Source organism: Endozoicomonas sp. ALC020 (genome assembly GCF_049275935.1).
In the GTDB taxonomy this organism is placed as follows: Bacteria; Pseudomonadota; Gammaproteobacteria; order Pseudomonadales; family Endozoicomonadaceae; genus Endozoicomonas_A.
The window spans coordinates 1,441,310-1,461,032 of sequence record NZ_CP184830.1 but is presented as its reverse complement, the minus strand read 5'-3'; the positions used below and the strand labels follow the sequence as shown (position 1 = coordinate 1,461,032).

The window sequence follows — 19,723 nt, the reverse complement described above, 5'->3', positions numbered from 1 at the left end:
TATGGCGTATAATCTCGCACCATGGTCACAAAGAAAAAAACACCGTCCCGAGGCAAGCAGTCGTCAGGACGAAAGAAGAAAGCCCAGAATGCAGGGGGGCTCAGGCGCTGGTTTCCGGTTCTGGTAAAGCTGGGAGTAGTCGGCCTGATTTTGCTTGCTGCCTATTCGGTTTATCTGGACGCTGTTGTTACTCAAAAGTTTGAAGGCAAGAAATGGGCGATTCCTGCCCAGGTGTATTCTCGCCCTCTGGAGCTTTATGAGGGACAGCTCCTCAACCCGAATGAGCTGCAGGCTCAACTTCGCCGCCAGGGTTATCAGGCCGTCAGAGATGTCAGGCGACCCGGTACCTTTGCCCGCTCCGGGAATCGTTTCACTATTTACAGCAGGGGTTTTCATTTCCCGGATGGTGCTGAACCTTCCCGTTATGCCAGTGTCGTATTTTCTGGTAATGAAGTCGTCAGTCTTAGAGGAAAAGCCGCCGAAAATATTCCATTGCTAAGATTGGACCCTCAACTGATAGGAGGCATTTATCCCTCAACCTTTGAGGATCGCATTCTTATCCGAGAATCCCAGGCACCAAAGCATCTGACCAAAGCCTTGTTAGCGATAGAAGACAAGAATTTTTATGACCACTGGGGGATTTCACCGAGCTCGATAGCCAGAGCATTTCTGGTCAATCTGAGAGCAGGAGGGGTCATACAGGGTGGGAGCACACTGACTCAGCAGCTGGTCAAAAACTTTTATTTGAGCAATGAACGAACCCTGACCCGAAAAATCAACGAAGCGATCATGTCGGTGCTACTGGACTTTCATTATTCTAAAGATGACATTCTGGAAACCTATTTGAATGAAGTATACCTGGGGCAGCACGGTCGGCGGGCTATTCACGGCTTTGGTCTGGCCAGTCATTTCTACTTTGCTCAGCCCATTCAGGAGCTAAGTACTGCCCGTGTTGCTCTGCTGGTGGGGCTGGTTAAAGGTCCCTCCTATTACGATCCAAGACGTTTTCCCGGAAGAGCAAAGAAGCGCAGAAATCTGGTACTCGATGTGATGGCAGATGAAGGCGTTGTGTCTCGCTCTGAAGCTGAACGATCCAAAAAACTGCCTTTGGGCGTTGTGACCCGTGAACAGCTTAATACCAGTGCTTATCCCGCGTACATTGATATGGTGAAAAAACAGCTCAGGGAAGATTACGACGAACGTGATCTTACTTCGGAAGGCCTCAGAATTTTTACCAATATGGACCCCATTATCCAGCGTTTTGCCCAGGCAAGTATGACTGATACTGTGGATCAACTTGAAAAAGATAATCCTGATCTGCAGGGAGCCATGGTGGTGACCTCCGCCCAGACCGGCGATCTTCTGGCGGTAGTAGGCGACAAAAATCCGGGTTATGTCGGTTTTAACCGGGCTCTGGATGCACGGCGCCCTGTAGGCTCATTGCTTAAGCCAGCAATCTATCTGACGGGGCTGGAGCAGCCTTCGCGCTATACGTTAACGACACCTGTCAATGATTCTCCTATCCAGGTAGATGACGGACAGGGCGGACTCTGGAAGCCTGCCAATTACGATAGCAAGTCCAGAGGCATAGTGCCTTTGCAAGAGGCACTGAGCAGGTCTTACAATCAGGCGGCAATCCAGACCGGTATGGCTCTGGGTCTGAATAATGTTCTGAACACTATTGAGCGTTTGGGGATTGAGAAAAACCTGCCACCCTATCCCTCCGTCATGTTGGGAGCCGCATCCCTTTCCCTTATGGATGTTGCCTCCATGTACCAGACCATCGCCAGTGGCGGCTTCAGGATGCCATTGCGGGCCATTGATGCGGTAGTGGATGCCCGTGGTCAACCCCTGAGGCGCTACAGTCTCTCGGTTGAGAGAGCTTTCGACTCTGCTCCTATGGAGCTTTTGCGACATGCCATGGGTCAGGTCATGAGAGAAGGTACCGGGCGTCGTGCATACTGGAGTATCAGTCAGGATATTCAGTTAGCAGGAAAGAGTGGCACCACCAATGACCTGAGAGACAGCTGGTTTGCGGGTTTTACCGGAAATCTGATGGCAGTGGCCTGGTTAGGGAATGACGACAACAGTCCGACCAACCTGACTGGCAGTAGTGGTGCTCTCAGAGTTTGGACACGTCTTATGCAACAGGTGCCAATCAAGTCGGTGCAACCTTTGAACAGTGAACAGATTGAGTACGTCTGGACAAAACCGGCAGAAAATGTAAGAACAGGGAAGAGCTGTGAGGGAGCGGTAAAAGTCCCTTATATAAAGGGTTCAGAGCCCGAGGATTATCAGGGCTGTGGTCGAACTGTGATTGAGCCCGCCAAAACTCTGTTTGATTCTATAAAATCATGGTTTGAGTGAATGCCTGTAGCGAGACAAAAGTGAAACGATTAATACCTCTGCTCTTTGCAGTCCTCTTAACAGGGTGTTCTGGTATGGGTCATGTGACGTATATGCCACCCTCAGATGTAGAAACTACTTCTCCTCATGGGAGTCGAACGGATGCTGTTGGTATTCTGCTGGATCAGGCATCGAGTGCCATGGCGGAAAATGATCTGAACACTGCTGAAAGTTCCCTGTCCAGAGCCATGAGAATCAGTCCAACCGATCCATCGGTGTATTTCCTGTTGGCGCAACTCAGGAAAAAACAGGGACATTATGGTCAGGCCCGAGAGCTGGCAGACAGAGCTCTGAGTCTGGGGCCGGAATCAGGTCTTAGACGACAGATTAGTAGCTTTCTGACTTCACTCGATTAAAGCGAACGTATTCAGGGAAGTCGCGTGCACTTATCGTTTGAATCCACCGTTGCATAACCCTCTTTGGAGCGGAGAGGATGTCAATCAATTTTCATAGTAAAATACGGTTTGGGTTTTCATGGTAAAAGACAGTTGATGAGTACAGAAGTAAGAGAACTATTGATAGCTCTTGAAGCAGAGTTAAAAAGACTGGACTGCTGGCAGGCTTCGCCACCTTCAGCTCAGGCGCTGGCCAGTACAACGCCTTTTTGTATGGATACCATGGGATTTACTCAGTGGCTGCAATGGCTGTTTATTCCCCGGGTCCATGCCATTCTTGATCAGGGGGCTGACTTGCCGAAAGGCTCGAACATCAAGCCTTATGCAGAAGAAGCTCTGATGGTGGAGAAAATAGAAGCCACTCATTTACTGGTGCTGGTGGAGCGGTTTGACTGTTTGATGAATTGATTTGGATCGCAGGTCAGATGAATACAGACAAAGCGGCAGACAGTATTCATCTGAAGGACTTTACACCGTCATCAGTCGTCTGACTTCCTTTTCATTCATCTCACTGCCTGCTCCTGACAGTACCAGTTCACCACGATCCAGTACGGCATATTGATCTGCCAGATCCCGGGCAAATTCAAAGTATTGTTCTACCAGCAGTATGGCCATTTCTCCCCTGTCCCTGAGCATTCCTATGACGGATTGAATATCTTTGATGATGGAAGGCTGAATACCTTCGGTTGGTTCATCAAGAATTAATAACTCCGGTTGGGTGACCAGTGCCCGGGCAATAGCCAGTTGCTGTTGTTGGCCACCCGAGAGGTCGCCTCCACGACGATGTCTCATCTCCAGCAAGACAGGAAAAAGGTCGTATATTTCCCGATCAACTCTACGCTGAGGACGCGGCAGACAGGCAAATCCTGTTTCCAGATTTTCCTGAACCGTGAGCAGAGGGAAAATCTGTCGACCCTGGGGTACGTAAGCAATTCCCTGACGGGCCCGCTGGTGTGAAGTCAGATTATTGATGGACTGACCCTTCCAGAGTATCTGCCCGGACGAGGCTGAAACTCGCCCGGCAACAGTATTCATTAATGTGGTTTTACCCACACCGTTGCGACCCATAATACTGGTGACCTGACCTTTATCCGCTGTCAGGGAGACAGACTTCAGTGCCTGACTGGCACCGTAAAAAACATCTATGTTCTGAACTTCAAGCATATTATTCTCCAGCACAGCGCTGCTTTTTGGCCTCAGGCTATCTCCCCAGATAGACGTCGATGACTTTTTGATCTTGCTGAACATGATCCAGCGACCCTTCTGCCAGGACACTGCCTTCGTGAAGTACCAGAACCTTACAGTCAAGCGCTTTGATAAAGGCCATGTCATGCTCGACGACCACGACGCTTCGCTCTTCAGACAATTCTCGAAGCAGGTCAGCGGTTCTGAAGGTTTCTTCATCTGTCATACCGGCTGCAGGCTCATCAATCAGAAGAAGCTCGGGGTCCTGAAGCAATAACATACCGATTTCAAGCCACTGCTTCTGACCGTGAGACAGGGATGCTCCAATAAAGTCACGGCGATCCTGAAGGCGGATTCTGCCGAGTGTTTTGTCAATCTTTCTATGACCCTCTGCAGAAAGAGCTTTGAACATAGACTCAAAAGGTGAACGACGACCTTTAAGAGCCAGCTCCAGATTTTCCCAGACCGTCAGGCTCTCGATGACAGAAGGTTTCTGAAACTTTCGGCCAATTCCCAGATTGGCCACTTCTGCTTCATCGTGTTGGGTGAGATCGATAGAACCTCTTGATAGCCTTGAGCGGCTCTTGTTAAGCAGCCTTGAGCGGCTCTTGTTAAGCAGCCTTGAGCGGCTCTTATTAAGCAGCCTTGAGCGGTTTTTATTAAACAGCACCTCTCCGCTATCAGGTCGGGTTTTACCAGTGATGACGTCCATCATGGTGCTTTTACCGGCACCATTAGGGCCAATGATGGCCCTGAGTTCACACTGGTTGATTAAAAAAGACAGGCTGTTCAGGGCTTTGAAGCCATCAAAGCTGACTGTCACATTGTCAAGATAGAGAAGAGTGTTATCCGATATATGTTTATCAACCACGATCGGCTACCTCCTGTTCCCGAGTCCGGGCTGATGGTTTCAAAAACTTTTCACGAACTTGACTGAATAAACCAACAACGCCCTTGGGTAACCAGAGTGTTGTGACGACAAACAGTGCACCCAGTGCAAACAGCCAGGCATCGGGCATCGCTCCGGTAAACCAGGTTTTGGCATAATTAACGAGCAGTGCGCCTATGATTGCACCATAGAGTGTTCCTCTGCCACCAACGGCCACCCAGATCACCAGTTCAATAGAGTTGACGGGGGAGAACTCACCCGGATTAATAATGCCTACCTGTGGCACATAAAGTGCGCCTGCAATGCCGGCCAACACAGCAGAAACCACAAAAGCAACCAGCTTGTAATGTTCAACCCGATAACCCATAAAGCGGGTTCTGCTTTCGGCATCTCTGACAGCCATCAGAACTCTTCCGTAACGGGAATTCACCAGCCATCGACAAATCAGGTAGCCCAGTCCCAGGGCCAGCGCTGAAAACATCAACAGAGCGACACGGGTTGTATCACTTTGCAGGCTGAAGCCCAGAATATCTTTAAAGTCGGTCAGGCCATTGTTGCCACCAAAACCGAAATCATTCTGGAAGAACATCAGCATCAGGGCATAAGTCAGTGCCTGAGTAATGATGGACAGATAGACGCCGGTGACCCTGGAACGGAATGCCAGCCAGCCAAACAGGAAAGCGAGAATGCCGGGAACCACAGCCACCATCACAATAGTAAACAAGAAAGAATCAAAACCCTGCCAGTACCAGGGCAGTTCCTGCCAGCTTAAAAACACCATGAAGTCCGGCAGCTCAGGATTGCCATAGACACCACGGTCACCAATCTGACGCATCAGGTACATCCCCATGGCATAGCCACCGAGGGCAAAAAAGGCACCATGGCCGAGACTGAGGATGCCGCAATAACCCCAGACCAGATCGAGAGCCAGGGCCAGAAGGCCGAGACAGAGATATTTTCCAAGCAGCGTGACGGTATAACTGCTGACATGCAGGGCAGAGCCTTCAGGTGCCAGAAGGTTGAGTCCACAGACCATGATGCTAATGACAAAAACCGCGATCAAAAGCCATTTGCCTGCTGGATCGTCGAGAAGAAAACGACTAAGAGGACCTTTTCCATGCATCTTTTGCCTATGGCTGTTTTTTGGCTCATGGCTCTTTGACGACAATGTTACAGAACTCACGGATCAATCCTCCACCGCACGACCCTTGAGGGCGAACAGGCCTTTGGGTCTTTTCTGAATAAACAGAATAATGAAAATCAGTACCAGGATTTTGGCAACGACTGCACCTGCCCAGGGTTCCAGCAACTTATTGACGACACCCAGGCTCATGGCTGCCACCAGTGTGCCCCAGAGATTTCCAACACCACCAAAGACCACCACCATGAAAGAGTCGATGATGTAGTTCTGGCCGAGATTTGGACCCACATTGGTTAACTGGGACAGGGCAACACCAGCAACGCCGGCAATACCGGAACCAAGGCCAAAGGTCAGTGCGTCAATACGGTGGGTGGGAATACCCATAGAGTTGGCCATGGCGCGATTCTGGGTAACTGCCCGCACATTCAAACCAAATCGGGTGTAGCGCAGGATAAACAACAGAGTCAGAAAGACGGCCAGACTGAAGCCAATGATGTAGACCCGGTTCCAGGTCAGAGATAAAGCTTCATTGATCACCCAGGAGCCGCTTAACCATTCCGGTGTTGAGACTGCCTGGTTCAGGGGAGAGAAGACGGTTCTTACGGCCTGTTGCAGTATCAGACTGATACCAAAAGTGGCTAGAAGCGTTTCCAGTGGGCGACCATAAAGGTGACGTATGACCAGTCGCTCAATCAAAATACCGACGGTACCAGCAACAACAAAGGCGGCAGGAATGGCAATAAACAGAGATTGTTCCAAGAATGATGGAAAAGCTGATTGAATGACAAAAGTCGTATAAGCGCCAAGCATCATCATTTCGCCATGGGCCATGTTGATAACCCCCATAACACCAAAAGTGATCGCCAGACCAATGGCAGCCAGAAGTAATACCGAACCCAGACTCAAGCCAAAGAAAACACTTTCTATTGCGGAGTAGTACTCCTGTCTTCGATCCATGTCGGCCAGTGCGGTGTCTATGCCCAGAAGAATTTCTTTGTTCTTAGTCTCTGTTTTCGCTGATTCCAATACTGAACGAACGAAAGGGTCATCAGACTCAGACAGAATTTCAAGGCTTTGGAGCTTGAGTTCATCACTACCCTGTTGGATCTGATATAAGGCAACCGCTGTTGTCAGAGCTGAATGAACATCCTCATCGGACTCCTTCTCCAGCATGGTTTTGAGAATGGCCAATGTGTCAGCCTGAAGGTTTCTGGATGTTTCCTTAACTGCCTGAAGGCGCTTTTCCGGGTCTTCAGACTTGAGGTCCCAGAGAGCCAGAGCGGTTCTGATGGAGTTTCGCAGCCGGTTATTGATTCTGATTTTTTTCAAGCTGCGCTTTTTGACTTCACCCAGGGCTTCATCGGTAATCGGGTCAGCAATGAGATACAGTCGACCTGACTTATTGCCCGTGACCAGACGACCCGTGCTCTTTTCAATAAACAGTTGGCCAGATAACCAGAGGGTTAACAGTTTCTGGCTTTTATCATCACCTTTGGCAGAGAGATGGGTTACGGTGGTCTCCAGTTTGTCCCATGACTTCTCACTCAATTGTCTGGCCAGCTCTTCATTGCTTGTGGTGTTGCTATTGGCCAGAGCCTGTGAGGATGAGACAAAGACAAAAAGAAGACAGAGGCATACTAAAGGCAATACTTGCCAGAGTCTCCAGGTCATAAAATTTCCAGTGAATAACTATGTGTTGGCCTGTCTTGTATTGGACAGGCGTTTGGTGATGGCATGAAAAAACTAACTTCTCATGCCATGTGATACCAATCGAACTTTCTAACTCCCTATTGCGCTGAAGATTTGGGCTTTAATCCTGCGTTGGCGATCGTCGCCTTGTCTTAAGGCTCAAATCTCCATGCTCATTACGGGAGTTAGAGAGCACGATTGCTATGACTTCAACAAAAGACGACTAATCAGTAGTTCTGACCAGAGCAGACACCTGATTCCAGGTTGTAGTTGCCGCACTTGATCGGGGCTGACCAGTCAGCAACAATTTTCGAGCTTTCGGGCAGATATTGAGTCCAGGCATCACCAATGACGCCCCCTTTGGTTTCCCAGACAATTTCAAACTGGCCATCGTCCTGAATTTCGCCAATCAATACCGGTTTGGTCAGGTGATGGTTGGTGTTCATCACAGCAATACCACCCGTCAGGTTGGGAACAGTGATGCCATACATGGCCGAACGGACGGCATCAACGCTGGTGGTTCCTGCTTTTTCAACGGCTTTTGTCCACATGTTGAAGCCAATATAAGTGGCTTCCATTGGATCATTGGCAACACGCTCTTCATTCTTGGTAAAGGTCTGCCAGGTTTCGATGAACTCATCGTTGATATCACTCTCGGCGCTCATAAAGTAGTTCCAGGCTGCCAGGTGGCCTACCAGAGGTGCAGTATCTATACCTGACAGCTCTTCTTCACCAACAGAGAAGGCAATCACCGGAATCTGTTCAGCCGCAATGCCCTGATTAGCCAGTTCTTTATAGAAAGGTACGTTGGCGTCGCCATTAATGGTGGAAATAACCGCCGTTTTTTGACCAGCTTTACCAAACTTCTTGATATCAGAAACAATGGTCTGCCAGTCAGAGTGACCAAAAGGCGTGTAATTGATCATGATGTCCGACTCTTTGATACCCTTGCTCTTCAGGTAGGATTCCAGAATCTTGTTGGTGGTTCTCGGGTAGACGTAATCAGTACCGGCCAGAACAAAACGTTTGACGCTGCCGCCCTCTGAACTCATTAGATAATCAACCGCAGGAATAGCCTGCTGGTTAGGCGCTGCGCCGGTGTAGAAAACGTTTTTGGATGACTCTTGTCCCTCATACTGAACCGGATAGAACATCAGGCCGTTTAACTCTTCAACCACTGGCAGAACTGATTTTCTGGATACGGAAGTCCAGCCGCCAAAAATGACATCGACTTTTTCTTTTGCCAGCAGCTCACGCGCTTTTTCTGCAAACAGAGGCCAGTCAGAGGCAGGATCAACAACAACCGCTTCGAGTTTCTTACCCAGTAGTCCACCTTTCTTATTCTGCTCGTCCACCATCATTAAAACAGTGTCTTTTAATGTGGTTTCACTGATCGCCATGGTGCCTGACAGAGAATGTAAAACACCTACCTTGATGGTCTCTGCAGCCTGGGATATGACCGAAAAAGAGAGGGCGGCGGTTGCTGCAGAAGCTACAACCAGGCCCTTCGAGAGTTTTTTGAGGGAGCTCTTCATAGTTTTTATTAATCCTGTTTTTTATCCTTATGTGCGACAGTGTGACAGCAATGTGCATGCCAATATATTAGGTAACTGTCGTTCATTAGGAAAAGCTCTCACTTCTAACAGTTGAGTTAGAGTTAATTTCTTAATATCGTCTTGACAGTAGATGCCTTATTTCAGAACATCCTCGATCACCAATATGGTGCCTATGTATTTTTTTGGTGCTATTTAAGCTGACTTTATGGTCAAGAATGTCAGCAGTCGTATAAAAATAAAATGGAACATCTTTTGCAGGCCAGAGATGACCTTTAACAGTAAGGGCAGAAGTATGGGGCTGGCATTCAATCGACACTCTATCCCGCGATCCAACCCGGATACTGATTCCAATCAGGGTGACGTTGCGTCCGGAGACAGCGGCTGGCGTGCCGGAATTGCTGTGGAGCTGAAATACATGGACGGCCATACCCGCATGGGCCGCACGCGCCATTATGGTCCCCTGCGGATTCAACGTCCGTTCTGGCCAGAAGGTAAAGACCTGGCGCATCTCTATATTCTTCACCCGCCAGGAGGGTTGGTGGCCGGTGATGAGCTGATTCAGAGTTTTGAAGCCCACTCTGGTGCATCCGGACTGGTGACTACTCCTGCTGCAGGGAAAGTCTACTTTAATGGTAATGGCCGTCTTCAGAAACAGCTGACGTCCATGGTCGTTCAAGACAATGCCTGTCTTGAATGGTTGCCTCAGGAAACTATTATTTTCAATGGTGCAGAAGCGGAACTGAATACATCCATTGAGTTGGACGGCAATGGCTGCTACGCAGGCTGGGATATCGTTTGTCTTGGTCGTAAAGCCAGTGGCGAAGCCTTTGAGCAGGGCAGGGTGATCCAGAATCTTCACCTCACTCGTAACGATCAGCCACTTTATCGAGAAAGGCTGGAGCTGGCAGCGGGCTCACCTCTTGCTCAGTCCGTTCTTGGTCTTAATGGCCAGCATGTATTCGGTACACTGCTCATGACCTTTGAACAAGACCCCGGTTGTGATCATCTGCATGAAAGGCTGGAAGCCTGCGGAGGCTCTAAATGTACAGCCATTACCTGGCGAAACGGGGTTTTTATTGCTCGCTATCTGGGCAGCTCACCTGAACAGGCCAGAACACTGTTTACCTGGCTTTGGAATGAGCTCCGTGGCCAATTGAATGGCCGGAAAGGTTGTAAGCCCAGAATCTGGAATACCTGATTGTTGATGCCTATAACCTACCAATAGCGCATTAAAAGACCACAAGGATAAATTGGAGGGCTCTCATGGAGCTGACCCCCAGAGAAAAAGACAAATTGCTGTTATACACAGCGGCACTGGTTGCTGAACGTCGCCTTGGCAGGGGAGTAAAGCTGAATTACCCGGAGTCCATTGCGCTGATTTCGATGCACATAATGGAGGGCGCCAGAGACGGCAAGACAGTTGCTCAGCTGATGAATGAAGGGCGTGAAATCCTGACTCGTGACCATGTCATGGAAGGCATTCCCGAGATGATTCATGAAGTTCAGGTAGAAGCCACCTTTCCGGACGGCACCAAACTGGTGACGGTTCACAATCCCATTGCGTAGAGCAGGAGGTTTTATGATTCCAGGAGAGGTCATTGCCTGCGAAGAGGCAATCGACATTAATAAAGGGCGTGAGACCTGCGTTGTCTCCGTGGCCAATACTGGCGACAGGCCAGTACAGGTTGGTTCTCATTATCATTTCTATGAAGTGAACCCGGCACTGGCTTTTGATCGGGAATCCACTCTCGGTTTCCGGTTGAATATCCCGGCAGGAACTGCTGTCCGTTTTGAGCCTGGTCAGGATCGACAGGTTGAATTGGTGCGTTTTGCCGGAGAAGGCAAAATCTATGGTTTCCGTGGTGATGTCATGGGTGAGCTTGAGCAGGGAGATAAATAATGGCCAGAATGGAACGTCAAACCTATGTGGACATGTTTGGTCCGACTGTAGGCGACAAAGTACGTCTTGGTGACACGGATCTGTTCATCAGTCCGGAGAAAGACTTTACTGTTTATGGCGACGAAGTGAAGTTTGGAGGCGGCAAGGTTATTCGTGACGGTATGGGCCAGAGTCAGAGAACAGGGGCTGATGTGGTGGATACGGTCATTACCAATGCTCTGATTCTGGATCACTGGGGCATCGTAAAAGCGGATATTGGCATTAAAAACGGCCGGATAGAAAAGATAGGCAAGGCCGGCAACCCCGACGTGCAGGCCGGAGTCGACATCATTATTGGTCCCGGCACCGAAGTGATTGCTGGCGAAGGTCAGGTTGTCACTGCGGGGGGGATTGATGCCCATATCCACTTCATCTGCCCCCAACAGATAGAAGAAGCCCTGGCTTCCGGGGTCACCACCATGCTCGGTGGCGGCACCGGACCTGCTACAGGGAGCAATGCGACAACCTGTACACCCGGTGAGTGGCATATGAGTTCCATGCTGCAGGCTGTGGACAGTTTACCTATGAATATCGGTTTTCTTGGCAAAGGCAACGCCAGCATACCCGCAGCACTGGAAGAGCAGGTTCTGGCGGGAGCCATGGGGCTCAAGCTTCATGAAGACTGGGGGACCACTCCAGCCTCTATTGACTGTTGCCTTGGAGTGGCAGAGAAATACGACATTCAGGTAGCTATTCACACCGACACCCTAAATGAATCCGGCTTTGTTGAAGATACTATTGCCGCATTCAAGGGCAGAGTTATCCACACCTATCATACCGAGGGTGCCGGAGGCGGACATGCTCCCGATATTATCAAGGCCTGTGGTGAAGACTTTGTGCTTCCGTCGTCTACCAACCCGACACGTCCATACACCATCAACACGGTTGATGAGCATCTGGATATGCTGATGGTTTGTCACCATCTCGATCCGAACATTCCTGAAGATGTGGCTTTTGCCGACTCCCGCATTCGTCGAGAAACCATTGCAGCAGAAGATATTCTACATGACCTGGGCGCTTTCTCGATGATTGCTTCGGACTCCCAGGCCATGGGGCGGGTCGGTGAAGTGGTTTGTCGTACCTGGCAGACGGCTCATAAAATGAAAGTTCAACGGGGATTATTGCCTGAAGACTCATCGGCGGGTGTGGATAACTTCAGGGCACGCCGTTATGTGGCGAAATACACCATGAATCCGGCAATAACCCATGGTATTTCTCATGAAGTGGGCTCTGTCGAGCCGGGTAAGCTGGCTGACCTGGTGCTTTGGAAACCGGCATTCTTTGGCACTAAACCTTCTCTGGTATTAAAGGGTGGAGCGATTGCCATGGCACCTATGGGTGATCCCAATGCGTCTATCCCGACACCACAACCGGTTCATTACCGACCCATGTTTGGGGCTCTGGGTAAAACCGTTTCTGCTACCTCTCTTTCGTTTGTTTCGCAGGCCGCTTTTGAAAACGACATTGGCCGTAAACTAGGATTGAATAAAGTCGTTTCTGCGGTAAAAAATACCCGAACGATTCGCAAGAAAGATATGTTGCTGAACACCTGGCAGCCCCATATGGAAGTGAATCCAGAGACCTATGAAGTGCGTGCCGATGGCGAGCTGCTGGTCTGTGAACCGGCCAAAGTCGTACCTCTGGCACAGCGCTACTTTCTTTTTTAATCATTTTTTACAATAAATAGCCCAAAGCCAATCAAGCAAAGGAAAATAAGAAATGCTGAAGTTAACCAGGCGCCTGCAGGAAACTGATGTTCAGCACAATGATGAGCTATTGCTGCCATTTGATGAGCGCAAGAGAGGTCGTTTAAAAGCGACCACCCAGGGAGGAAGAGCAGCGGGAATATTCATCGAGCGCGGCGATGTTTTAAGAGACGGCACCCTGCTTCAGGCAGACAGCGGTGAAGTCGTATTGATTCGAGCCAGCGATGAAGAGGTCACAACCGCCAGTTGTGAGAATGCCCTGACGTTTGCCAAAGCCTGCTATCACCTTGGCAATCGCCATGTTCCGTTACAGATAGGTAATAACTGGCTTCGATTCCAGAAAGATCACGTTCTGGATGAAATGGTGATGTTACTGGGGCTGACGGTAGATCACACGGAAGCTCCTTTTGAGCCCGAAAGCGGTGCTTACGCCAGGGGGCATAGTCATCACCATCATCATCACTCTGGTGAGCACAGCCATGAGCCGGTAGAAAACCATGAATACTGAGGCATTACTTGGCCTTTTGCATTTATCCAGTCCAGCCCTGCCTGTTGGGGCTTTTGCTTACTCTCAGGGTCTGGAAACCGCTATTGATCGGCAATGGTGTTTTGATCGTGAGTCCACCTGCCATTGGGTCTCTCAGTTGCTCGGGCAGGGAATGGGTCGTCTTGATGTTCCGGTATTCTTTCGACTTTACGACGCTTTCCGGTCTGACGACAGGCCATCAGTTGAGCACTGGAACCGTCAATTGCTCGCCTTTCGAGAAACTCGAGAGCTTTATGATGAAGACTGTCAGGTGGGCAGGGCATTCAAAACCTGGCTGAAGTCTTTATTCCCAGAAGAATCCAGAGCGGACTGGCTGGAGATACCCTCCCAGGCAGCTATGTTTGCTTTATCGAGTTTATGTCACGGTATGGAGAAAGACATTGCCGCTATCGGGCTGCTTTGGTCATGGTGCGAAAATCAGGTGACAGCAGCAACCAAGGCGGTGCCTCTCGGACAGACCGATGCCCAGAAAATTTTGCACCATCTGGCCAGTGAAATTGGCCCTGTGATCGAGAGCGCCAAGACGATTCATGATCACGAATTGGGGAATAACCTGGTGCATTTCGCCATGGCCAGCAGCTGGCATGAGCACCAGTATTCAAGATTGTTCAGATCCTAGGAAGAAGAAATATGACTAGCAAGCAGACTCAAACCCTCCGCGTTGGTGTCGGTGGTCCTGTGGGGTCCGGTAAAACAGCACTGCTTACCAAACTCTGTGCATCCATGCGCCAGCATTATAATCTGGCAGTGGTGACTAATGATATTTATACGAAAGAAGACGCGCAGTTTCTGATTCGTCATGAGGCGTTGGAAGAAGATCGCATCATTGGCGTTGAAACCGGTGGATGCCCTCATACGGCTATTCGTGAAGATGCATCCATGAATCTGGCAGCAGTGGATGAGCTTTGTCAGAGACATCCGGGACTGGAAATGGTTTTGGTGGAGTCTGGTGGCGATAACCTCAGTGCAACCTTCAGCCCTGAACTGTCCGACCTGACCATCTACGTCATTGATGTTTCCGCAGGAGACAAGATTCCTCGTAAGGGAGGGCCGGGTATTACCCGTTCTGATCTGTTGATCATCAATAAAACCGATCTTGCACCTATCGTTGGAGCCTCTCTGGAAGTCATGGACAGGGATGCAAAAAAGATGCGCGGAGATCGTCCTTTCCTGTTCACCAACCTGAAAGCGGAGCAGGGTGTCCGTGAAGTGATCGACTTTATCGTTGACAAAGGCATGTTGGAAGCGAAAATGCCTGAAAAACAGGATCACGAACCCACTGCCGTGAGCGTATAATGTCGCATATTCACCGTTTGCGGTAATAAAAATAGACAGGAGTAGTACGATATGAAAAAACTGAGAGCTGTTTCTATAGCCACTGCCGCCGTGTTGGTCTCTTCTCAGGCGTTTGCTCATCCGGGAGACCATTCAGAGGGAAGTGTTTTCTCATTGCTGATGCACTTTCTAACTGAGCCCGATCATATGGTCTTTATCGGCGTCACCGGTGCCCTGGCGTGTTTTTCCTACCGTATCTATAAAAAGATTACAGCTAAAAAACGTCAGAGTTAATCAACGAAGCCGGGCAGTTAAGCCTGCCCGGTGGTTATTGTGGCCCTGCTCAGAAACAGAACTGTTTCATTTGCTGATGAATTCTCTCCTTCTCCCTTTCCCGGTCTTCGTCATTCAGTATTTCAAAACTGCCATCGGCTTTGTCCAGACGTACCTGATCATCACTGTCGAGTGTCTCGAGGTTGGCTGAAAGAGTCTTACAGAAAGCCATAACTTCGGGGTTTTGACTGGTTTGAGAAGGATTCTCTGGGGTGGACTCAGATTCATCGGAAGGGGGAGGGTCTTCAGGCTCTTCTTTATGCTCGTTCACCGTTGAAATGATCTCTGTATCAACATTAACCAGTGGCGGCCTGGAGGAGTAGTGAGCTGTGCCCTTTTCATCAATCCACTTGTAAATTTTTTCTGCCTGAACGGGAAGGCTGAGGCAAGCCGTCAGAAGCAGTAAAACCAGGGCTTGTATTGCTTTCATGCTGATTATCCTTAAGTGTTTGATTTATTATTGGAAACATCACCGAGCCCGGCTTTTAGCCTGATGATAGTGAGCTAAAGCTGTTTTTCTGGCTCATGATTGTTTGCAGTCATTACTCTAAATGTAAGCAATTTCTGGCAGAATATTGAAAAAGCTTTAACTTGTTGATTTATTTGAATTGTTTTTATTAAGTAAAACTGTATTTCTATAAATACCCCCTCTGATATACCCTCAAAATAGCTCCAAGCCTTTAGAGGCTGTCGCAAAGCTCTGGTTCTCACGCTCCAGAGCGTGTCGCAAAACTCCAACAGCCCGTTTCCATGCTCTGAGGTCGTCATTCCCGCGAAGGCGGGAATCCAGGGCCAACTGTGGATCTCTGCCTTCTCGGGGATCAAGGCCAGGGGGGCACCGGGCAGTGGGGTTCTGGTGGTGAGTCAGTGTGGATTCCCGCCTTCGCGGGAATGACGAGAATGAAGCCGGGAATGACGAGAATGAAGCCGGGAATGACGAGAATGAAGCCGGGAATGACGGGAGTCAACTTGTTCCCTCGCTGGAGAGAGTTTTTCGACACCCTCAGAGCATGGGAACGAGTTGTATCTTTGGACTTGAGGTCAAAAGAAGTCGTGAGTTCAAAAAAGTTATAAATCTCTGTGGCCATAAAAAGCTCCTCTGGTAGTAGGAGCTTCTTTGCTGGGGCTTTTCTTGATCTGTCAGTAATATTCCGAGGAATATTCCTGTTTGAGACGGTAAAGCTTTCGGATCGGTTGATCTACCCTTGAACTTTTGGCAGTCAAACTTGTTAAAATTAACCTAATAGGTTATTTTTAGGCTATGGAAAAGAGAACGCCTCACTGTAAGCTCCCTGTCGTTAAATCGTTAATTGAGCCGACTAAAGTACGTTTTACCGGGAGCGCTCTCTCTGGAGCCGCAGGTCTGGGGCTTGATTCCAGTGGTATCATTGATGTGGTGTTAACCCTGAACCCTCGGGATTTCTATAAAAGCATGACAACTTATGGGGATCATCGGGTCTGGCAAGATGTTTACAAACCCATCATACCAGCCGATGAGGTTTATCTGAAACTGACGGTTACTGATGATGTACTCGTCGTGTCCTTTAAGGAGCTATAGACGATGAAATGTCCAATATGTTCTGGGGCCGATCTGGTGCATGACACTCGTGATTTGCCGCACACTTACAAAGGTGAAAGTACCTCTATCCCGGAGGTTACCGGAGGTTATTGTCCGGCTTGTGGAGAGGTCGTTCTTGACGCCAGAGAATCAGAGCGGGTTAGTGCGGCGATGGTTGCTTTTAATAAACAGGTAAACGCTTCCATAGTCGACCCGGGCTTTATTGCGAATGTCCGTAAAAAGCTGACTCTTGACCAGAAAGAGGCCGGAGAGATTTTTGGTGGAGGGGTTAACGCATTTTCCCGATACGAAAATGGCAAAACCAAACCACCACTTTCACTGGTAAAACTGTTCAGACTGCTGAACAATCATCCAGAGCTTTTGTCTGAAATTCGTAGCTGAAATACTTACTAGTTACTGTGAGACAGCCAAACGTCTTTGCTGGAAACAGGATTTTACCTGGCCGTCACGCAGGATCTCTTCATAGAGCTTTAGGTCACGGCCTCGCTGCTGTATGACACTGTCAGGGTGGGCTAGCAATGTCGTATAAGCTTTGGCCATGCGTATGCTATGGTCGGCCTTTGTGATTTCTCCGAGAGTTGCTTCCCTGCCATGATAGTATGCTTCGTGGTACGGTTGTCAATGATATTATACCGAGTGTGCAGTATATCCCTCAGCTTCGGACACCGACCGAAGGGCGGTCGGGTGGCGAAGCCACGAATTGGAAGCGTTTGGTATGTTGCGTTTGCACTGTACCCCAAATGATCCACAATGACACTGTGCATAACAATATGACGCATGGGGTACTTAAAAATGAGCAAAAGCGCAATGATCCGAGCCAGAATAGAGCCTGATGTGAAGGAACATGCAGAAGCGATATTCAGGAAACTGGGGCTGAACGCAACAGATGCAATCACCTTGTTTTATAAGCAAGTAGGTTTGTGCAATGGATTACCTTTTGATGTTCGTATACCTAATGAAGAAACCCTTAAAGCCTTTGACGACACAGAGAAAGGAGTAGGTTTAACGCACTACGAAAACGCTCAGGAAATGTACGATGACTTGGATATTTAATGATGCTAAAGCCAGTCAGTACGAATCAATTCAAAAGGGACGTTAAAAAAGCAAAGAAGCAGGGTAAAGATTGCTCAAAATTAAAGAAAGTCACAGATCGGCTCATAGAAGATAGACCACTTGCAGCGAGATACAAAGACCATTCCCTGACTGTTAACTATCGCGGCTATCGAGAATGTCACATAGAGCCAGACTGGTTATCAATCTATGCAGTGGTAGAAGATAAAATATTCTTTGAGCGTCTGGGGTCACATTCTGAATTGTTTAGGTAGCAACATAACCCTATGTTAGGTGTCTTTGTGCCAGTCTCTGCTACGCTGGTTACTCCATTCACAACGAGAGTAGTCCCGATGTCGTTAGAAGTTAGGATAGAGCAACTTGAGTCACATTTTGACTCACTGGATAGTGCAGTTCGAAGTCTCATTGAGATCACTGGTGATACACACCAAGAGATACTGGCAACAAGACGGGAGATGCGAGAGTACCAGCAGGAAAATCGGTTGTGCTTTGCACAGCATGACCGTGAACTCTCAGAAATTAAAACTGCCATTGGTGCTCTTACTGAAGCCACCTATGCAGGCTTTAAACGTAGCGACGAAAAAATAGAACGAATAAGGATAGATTGCGCGCAGCCGCAATCTTATCCGGTTGTTGAACAAGCCCGGATTTGACAGCCACTCGGAATGGTTTATGGGAAATAGCTTTTTCTCTGGCAGCCTTTATAGCTGATGCAGGTTGGTTTTGGCTTTTGTTAAGCTGAGCGCGTCCCTGCCCAAGCTATTAATTGAGCATTGTCGTAAAAATATGTATTCAGATTGTGCTGGCTCTCCCCTGTTGAGTGAATTTAAGCCCTTTTTTATCGGTCAGGTGAAACCTGTGAACCGGAATGTTATGACTTTCATATCGCAGCCACAGGTTCTGCAGGCGTGTTTTGGTCGGATGATAGGTTCCAGAGGTTTCAGCATGACTTGCAAGATCAGCTGAATCAGGTTAAGTCTGCGTTTAGCCCGACAGTGCAGGAATCCGTAGTCACGGACTCGTCTCAATCCTTTGGGCAGAACATGCTGTAAAACCAGCCAGAGAAAGTCTTCTCCTTTTATGGTTCGCTGCTCTTTTGCACCGGTTTTACTGTTCCGATAGATGAAAGTCACTTGTCCGTCATCATGACCTGTAATCTGCCGGTCAGCAATAACGCCCCGGTAGAGATATCTGGACAAGTATTTCAAAGCAGGTTCGCCTTTTCCGACGTGCTGACAATTCACCACCCAGAGTTCGGGCAGCGATTTTTTAAGCGTTGGTGTCAGTAAAGCCGCTTCATTCAGAGCTTTCAACAATCGTCCCCGGAAGACTCTGGCCAGGTTGTTACTGTTGAACAGCTAGTTACCCTTGAGCTTTCGCCATTTACGACGGCGGGTATTAATACCACCACCTGGAACTACAAAGTGCACATGAGGGTGGTAATCAAGTCGACGACTGTGGGTATGTAATACGCCGGTCATTCCGAGCTGCCCGTCCAGACTTTTGTGGTTGCAGCCAAAGCTTTTCAGGGTTTCAGCTGCTTCCCTGAACAACAGGTCATAGACTTGACGCTGGTGTTGCCATGCGATTTGCCGCAATTGTGCAGGCAGAGTAAAAGTCACCATGAAATACTCAACAGGGAGCAGTTTTTGCCGCTGCCTTGCCAGCCACTCAGTGGTATCGGTATTCTGGCAGCGATTGCAGCTACGGTGACCGCAGGACATCGGACGTTGATCACGGCGCTGGCAGGCAGTGCATTCCAGCAGTGTCATTCCGGCAGCAGGTGTCCGGCAACTTCGGATGGATTTAAGGGCTTTCTGGTGGCCAGGCAGTAGTTTATGCCGGTACTTTTCCAAAAAGGTCTGGCCGTAGTGATCGGCAATAACAGCGAGGGTCATGATTATTTTCCCCCAGCCCAAGGTCGTCCATCAGGTGGTTGATCATCCGGTGGCTGTTGATTTCCACGGTTTCTGTCAGGCGGGTATAAAACGCCGCCTTGCCTTCTGGTGGCG

The 19,723-nt window shown here is 49.0% G+C and carries 24 protein-coding genes and 1 pseudogene; 16 read left to right on the top strand and 9 right to left on the bottom strand.

The annotated features are described in order from the left end of the window. The first annotated feature begins 21 nt into the window (after positions 1-21). From mrcB to ACOJUO_RS04595, 3 genes are all read left to right on the top strand, one after another. Complete coding sequence (gene mrcB, locus ACOJUO_RS04605; protein ID WP_422139072.1) at positions 22-2,367, top strand: penicillin-binding protein 1B; 2,346 nt, start codon at positions 22-24, stop codon at positions 2,365-2,367. 92 nt (positions 2,368-2,459) lie between these two features. Then, a complete protein-coding gene (locus ACOJUO_RS04600) occupies positions 2,460-2,762 on the top strand; it encodes a tetratricopeptide repeat protein (protein ID WP_422135560.1) in 303 nt (100 codons plus the stop codon). Between the two features lie 135 nt (positions 2,763-2,897). Further along, positions 2,898-3,209 carry a YqcC family protein gene (locus tag ACOJUO_RS04595; protein WP_422135559.1) on the top strand — a complete coding sequence of 104 codons (312 nt, stop codon included), beginning with the start codon at positions 2,898-2,900 and terminating at the stop codon, positions 3,207-3,209. A 60-nt stretch (positions 3,210-3,269) separates the two neighbouring features. Here the strand turns inward: ACOJUO_RS04595 and urtE are convergent, their stop codons facing one another. The 5 genes from urtE to urtA all read right to left on the bottom strand — a co-directional run bounded on the left by urtE (position 3,270) and on the right by urtA (position 9,240). Continuing rightward, positions 3,270-3,965 (bottom strand): urea ABC transporter ATP-binding subunit UrtE, encoded by a 696-nt coding sequence (urtE, locus tag ACOJUO_RS04590; protein WP_422135558.1) that lies wholly within the window; start codon positions 3,963-3,965, stop codon positions 3,270-3,272. 37 nt (positions 3,966-4,002) lie between these two features. Then, a complete protein-coding gene (locus ACOJUO_RS04585) occupies positions 4,003-4,857 on the bottom strand; it encodes an ABC transporter ATP-binding protein (RefSeq protein ID WP_422139071.1) in 855 nt (284 codons plus the stop codon). After that, complete coding sequence (gene urtC, locus ACOJUO_RS04580; RefSeq protein ID WP_422137041.1) at positions 4,850-5,998, bottom strand: urea ABC transporter permease subunit UrtC; 1,149 nt, start codon at positions 5,996-5,998, stop codon at positions 4,850-4,852. The genes ACOJUO_RS04585 and urtC overlap by 8 nt, the downstream gene beginning before the upstream one ends. Before the next feature lie 63 nt (positions 5,999-6,061). Next, positions 6,062-7,687: an urea ABC transporter permease subunit UrtB gene (gene urtB, locus ACOJUO_RS04575; RefSeq protein WP_422139070.1), complete on the bottom strand. Its 1,626-nt coding sequence runs from the start codon at positions 7,685-7,687 to the stop codon at positions 6,062-6,064. 245 nt (positions 7,688-7,932) lie between these two features. After that, positions 7,933-9,240, bottom strand: coding sequence for an urea ABC transporter substrate-binding protein (urtA, locus tag ACOJUO_RS04570; protein WP_422139069.1), 1,308 nt, complete (start codon positions 9,238-9,240; stop codon positions 7,933-7,935). Between the two features lie 286 nt (positions 9,241-9,526). On the opposite strand from urtA, the gene ACOJUO_RS04565 reads away from it, so the two are divergent. The 8 genes from ACOJUO_RS04565 to ACOJUO_RS04530 all read left to right on the top strand — a co-directional run bounded on the left by ACOJUO_RS04565 (position 9,527) and on the right by ACOJUO_RS04530 (position 15,022). Continuing rightward, positions 9,527-10,459: an urease accessory protein UreD gene (locus ACOJUO_RS04565; RefSeq protein ID WP_422139068.1), complete on the top strand. Its 933-nt coding sequence runs from the start codon at positions 9,527-9,529 to the stop codon at positions 10,457-10,459. Positions 10,460-10,524: 65 nt separating this feature from the next. Beyond that, positions 10,525-10,827 (top strand): urease subunit gamma, encoded by a 303-nt coding sequence (locus ACOJUO_RS04560; protein WP_422135553.1) that lies wholly within the window; start codon positions 10,525-10,527, stop codon positions 10,825-10,827. A 13-nt stretch (positions 10,828-10,840) separates the two neighbouring features. Continuing rightward, positions 10,841-11,161, top strand: coding sequence for an urease subunit beta (locus ACOJUO_RS04555; protein ID WP_422135552.1), 321 nt, complete (start codon positions 10,841-10,843; stop codon positions 11,159-11,161). Beyond that, positions 11,161-12,867 carry an urease subunit alpha gene (gene ureC, locus ACOJUO_RS04550; protein WP_422139067.1) on the top strand — a complete coding sequence of 569 codons (1,707 nt, stop codon included), beginning with the start codon at positions 11,161-11,163 and terminating at the stop codon, positions 12,865-12,867. Before ACOJUO_RS04555 ends, ureC begins: the two co-directional genes overlap by 1 nt. 52 nt (positions 12,868-12,919) lie before the next feature. Continuing rightward, complete coding sequence (gene ureE / locus ACOJUO_RS04545; protein ID WP_422135550.1) at positions 12,920-13,414, top strand: urease accessory protein UreE; 495 nt, start codon at positions 12,920-12,922, stop codon at positions 13,412-13,414. After that, a complete protein-coding gene (locus ACOJUO_RS04540) occupies positions 13,404-14,072 on the top strand; it encodes an urease accessory protein UreF (protein ID WP_422135549.1) in 669 nt (222 codons plus the stop codon). The genes ureE and ACOJUO_RS04540 overlap by 11 nt, the downstream gene beginning before the upstream one ends. An 11-nt stretch (positions 14,073-14,083) precedes the next feature. Next, the gene (gene ureG, locus ACOJUO_RS04535) at positions 14,084-14,749 is read left to right on the top strand and encodes an urease accessory protein UreG (RefSeq protein ID WP_422135548.1); all 666 of its coding nucleotides are present in this window, start codon (positions 14,084-14,086) and stop codon (positions 14,747-14,749) included. Between the two features lie 51 nt (positions 14,750-14,800). Continuing rightward, positions 14,801-15,022 carry a HupE/UreJ family protein gene (locus ACOJUO_RS04530; protein ID WP_422135547.1) on the top strand — a complete coding sequence of 74 codons (222 nt, stop codon included), beginning with the start codon at positions 14,801-14,803 and terminating at the stop codon, positions 15,020-15,022. A 49-nt stretch (positions 15,023-15,071) separates the two neighbouring features. Here ACOJUO_RS04530 and ACOJUO_RS04525 read toward each other — a convergent pair whose 3' ends face one another. The 3 genes from ACOJUO_RS04525 to ACOJUO_RS04515 form a co-directional block, all read right to left on the bottom strand. Then, positions 15,072-15,491, bottom strand: a complete 420-nt coding sequence (locus ACOJUO_RS04525; protein WP_422139066.1) for a DUF4124 domain-containing protein — start codon at positions 15,489-15,491, stop codon at positions 15,072-15,074. Between the two features lie 231 nt (positions 15,492-15,722). Further along, positions 15,723-15,857, bottom strand: a complete 135-nt coding sequence (locus ACOJUO_RS04520) for a hypothetical protein (RefSeq protein ID WP_422135545.1) — start codon at positions 15,855-15,857, stop codon at positions 15,723-15,725. A gap of 25 nt (positions 15,858-15,882) precedes the next feature. Beyond that, positions 15,883-16,149, bottom strand: coding sequence for a hypothetical protein (locus ACOJUO_RS04515; RefSeq protein WP_422139065.1), 267 nt, complete (start codon positions 16,147-16,149; stop codon positions 15,883-15,885). A 173-nt stretch (positions 16,150-16,322) separates the two neighbouring features. Here ACOJUO_RS04515 and ACOJUO_RS04510 point away from each other — a divergent pair, with 173 nt between their 5' ends. The 5 genes from ACOJUO_RS04510 (at position 16,323) to ACOJUO_RS04490 (ending at position 18,364) form a co-directional block, all read left to right on the top strand. Next, complete coding sequence (locus ACOJUO_RS04510; protein ID WP_422135543.1) at positions 16,323-16,619, top strand: type II toxin-antitoxin system MqsR family toxin; 297 nt, start codon at positions 16,323-16,325, stop codon at positions 16,617-16,619. 3 nt (positions 16,620-16,622) lie between these two features. Next, positions 16,623-17,021 (top strand): type II toxin-antitoxin system MqsA family antitoxin, encoded by a 399-nt coding sequence (locus ACOJUO_RS04505; protein WP_422139064.1) that lies wholly within the window; start codon positions 16,623-16,625, stop codon positions 17,019-17,021. A gap of 411 nt (positions 17,022-17,432) precedes the next feature. Then, positions 17,433-17,693 carry a type II toxin-antitoxin system RelB/DinJ family antitoxin gene (locus ACOJUO_RS04500; protein ID WP_422135541.1) on the top strand — a complete coding sequence of 87 codons (261 nt, stop codon included), beginning with the start codon at positions 17,433-17,435 and terminating at the stop codon, positions 17,691-17,693. After that, on the top strand, positions 17,693-17,965 hold the full coding sequence (locus tag ACOJUO_RS04495) for a type II toxin-antitoxin system YafQ family toxin (protein WP_422139063.1): 273 nt from the start codon (positions 17,693-17,695) through the stop codon (positions 17,963-17,965). Before ACOJUO_RS04500 ends, ACOJUO_RS04495 begins: the two co-directional genes overlap by 1 nt. Positions 17,966-18,043: 78 nt before the next feature. Beyond that, positions 18,044-18,364: a hypothetical protein gene (locus ACOJUO_RS04490; protein ID WP_422139062.1), complete on the top strand. Its 321-nt coding sequence runs from the start codon at positions 18,044-18,046 to the stop codon at positions 18,362-18,364. A 192-nt stretch (positions 18,365-18,556) separates the two neighbouring features. Here the strand turns inward: ACOJUO_RS04490 and ACOJUO_RS04485 are convergent. Then, positions 18,557-19,609 (bottom strand): annotated as a pseudogene (locus ACOJUO_RS04485) (IS91 family transposase). Positions 19,610-19,723: the final 114 nt, after the last annotated feature.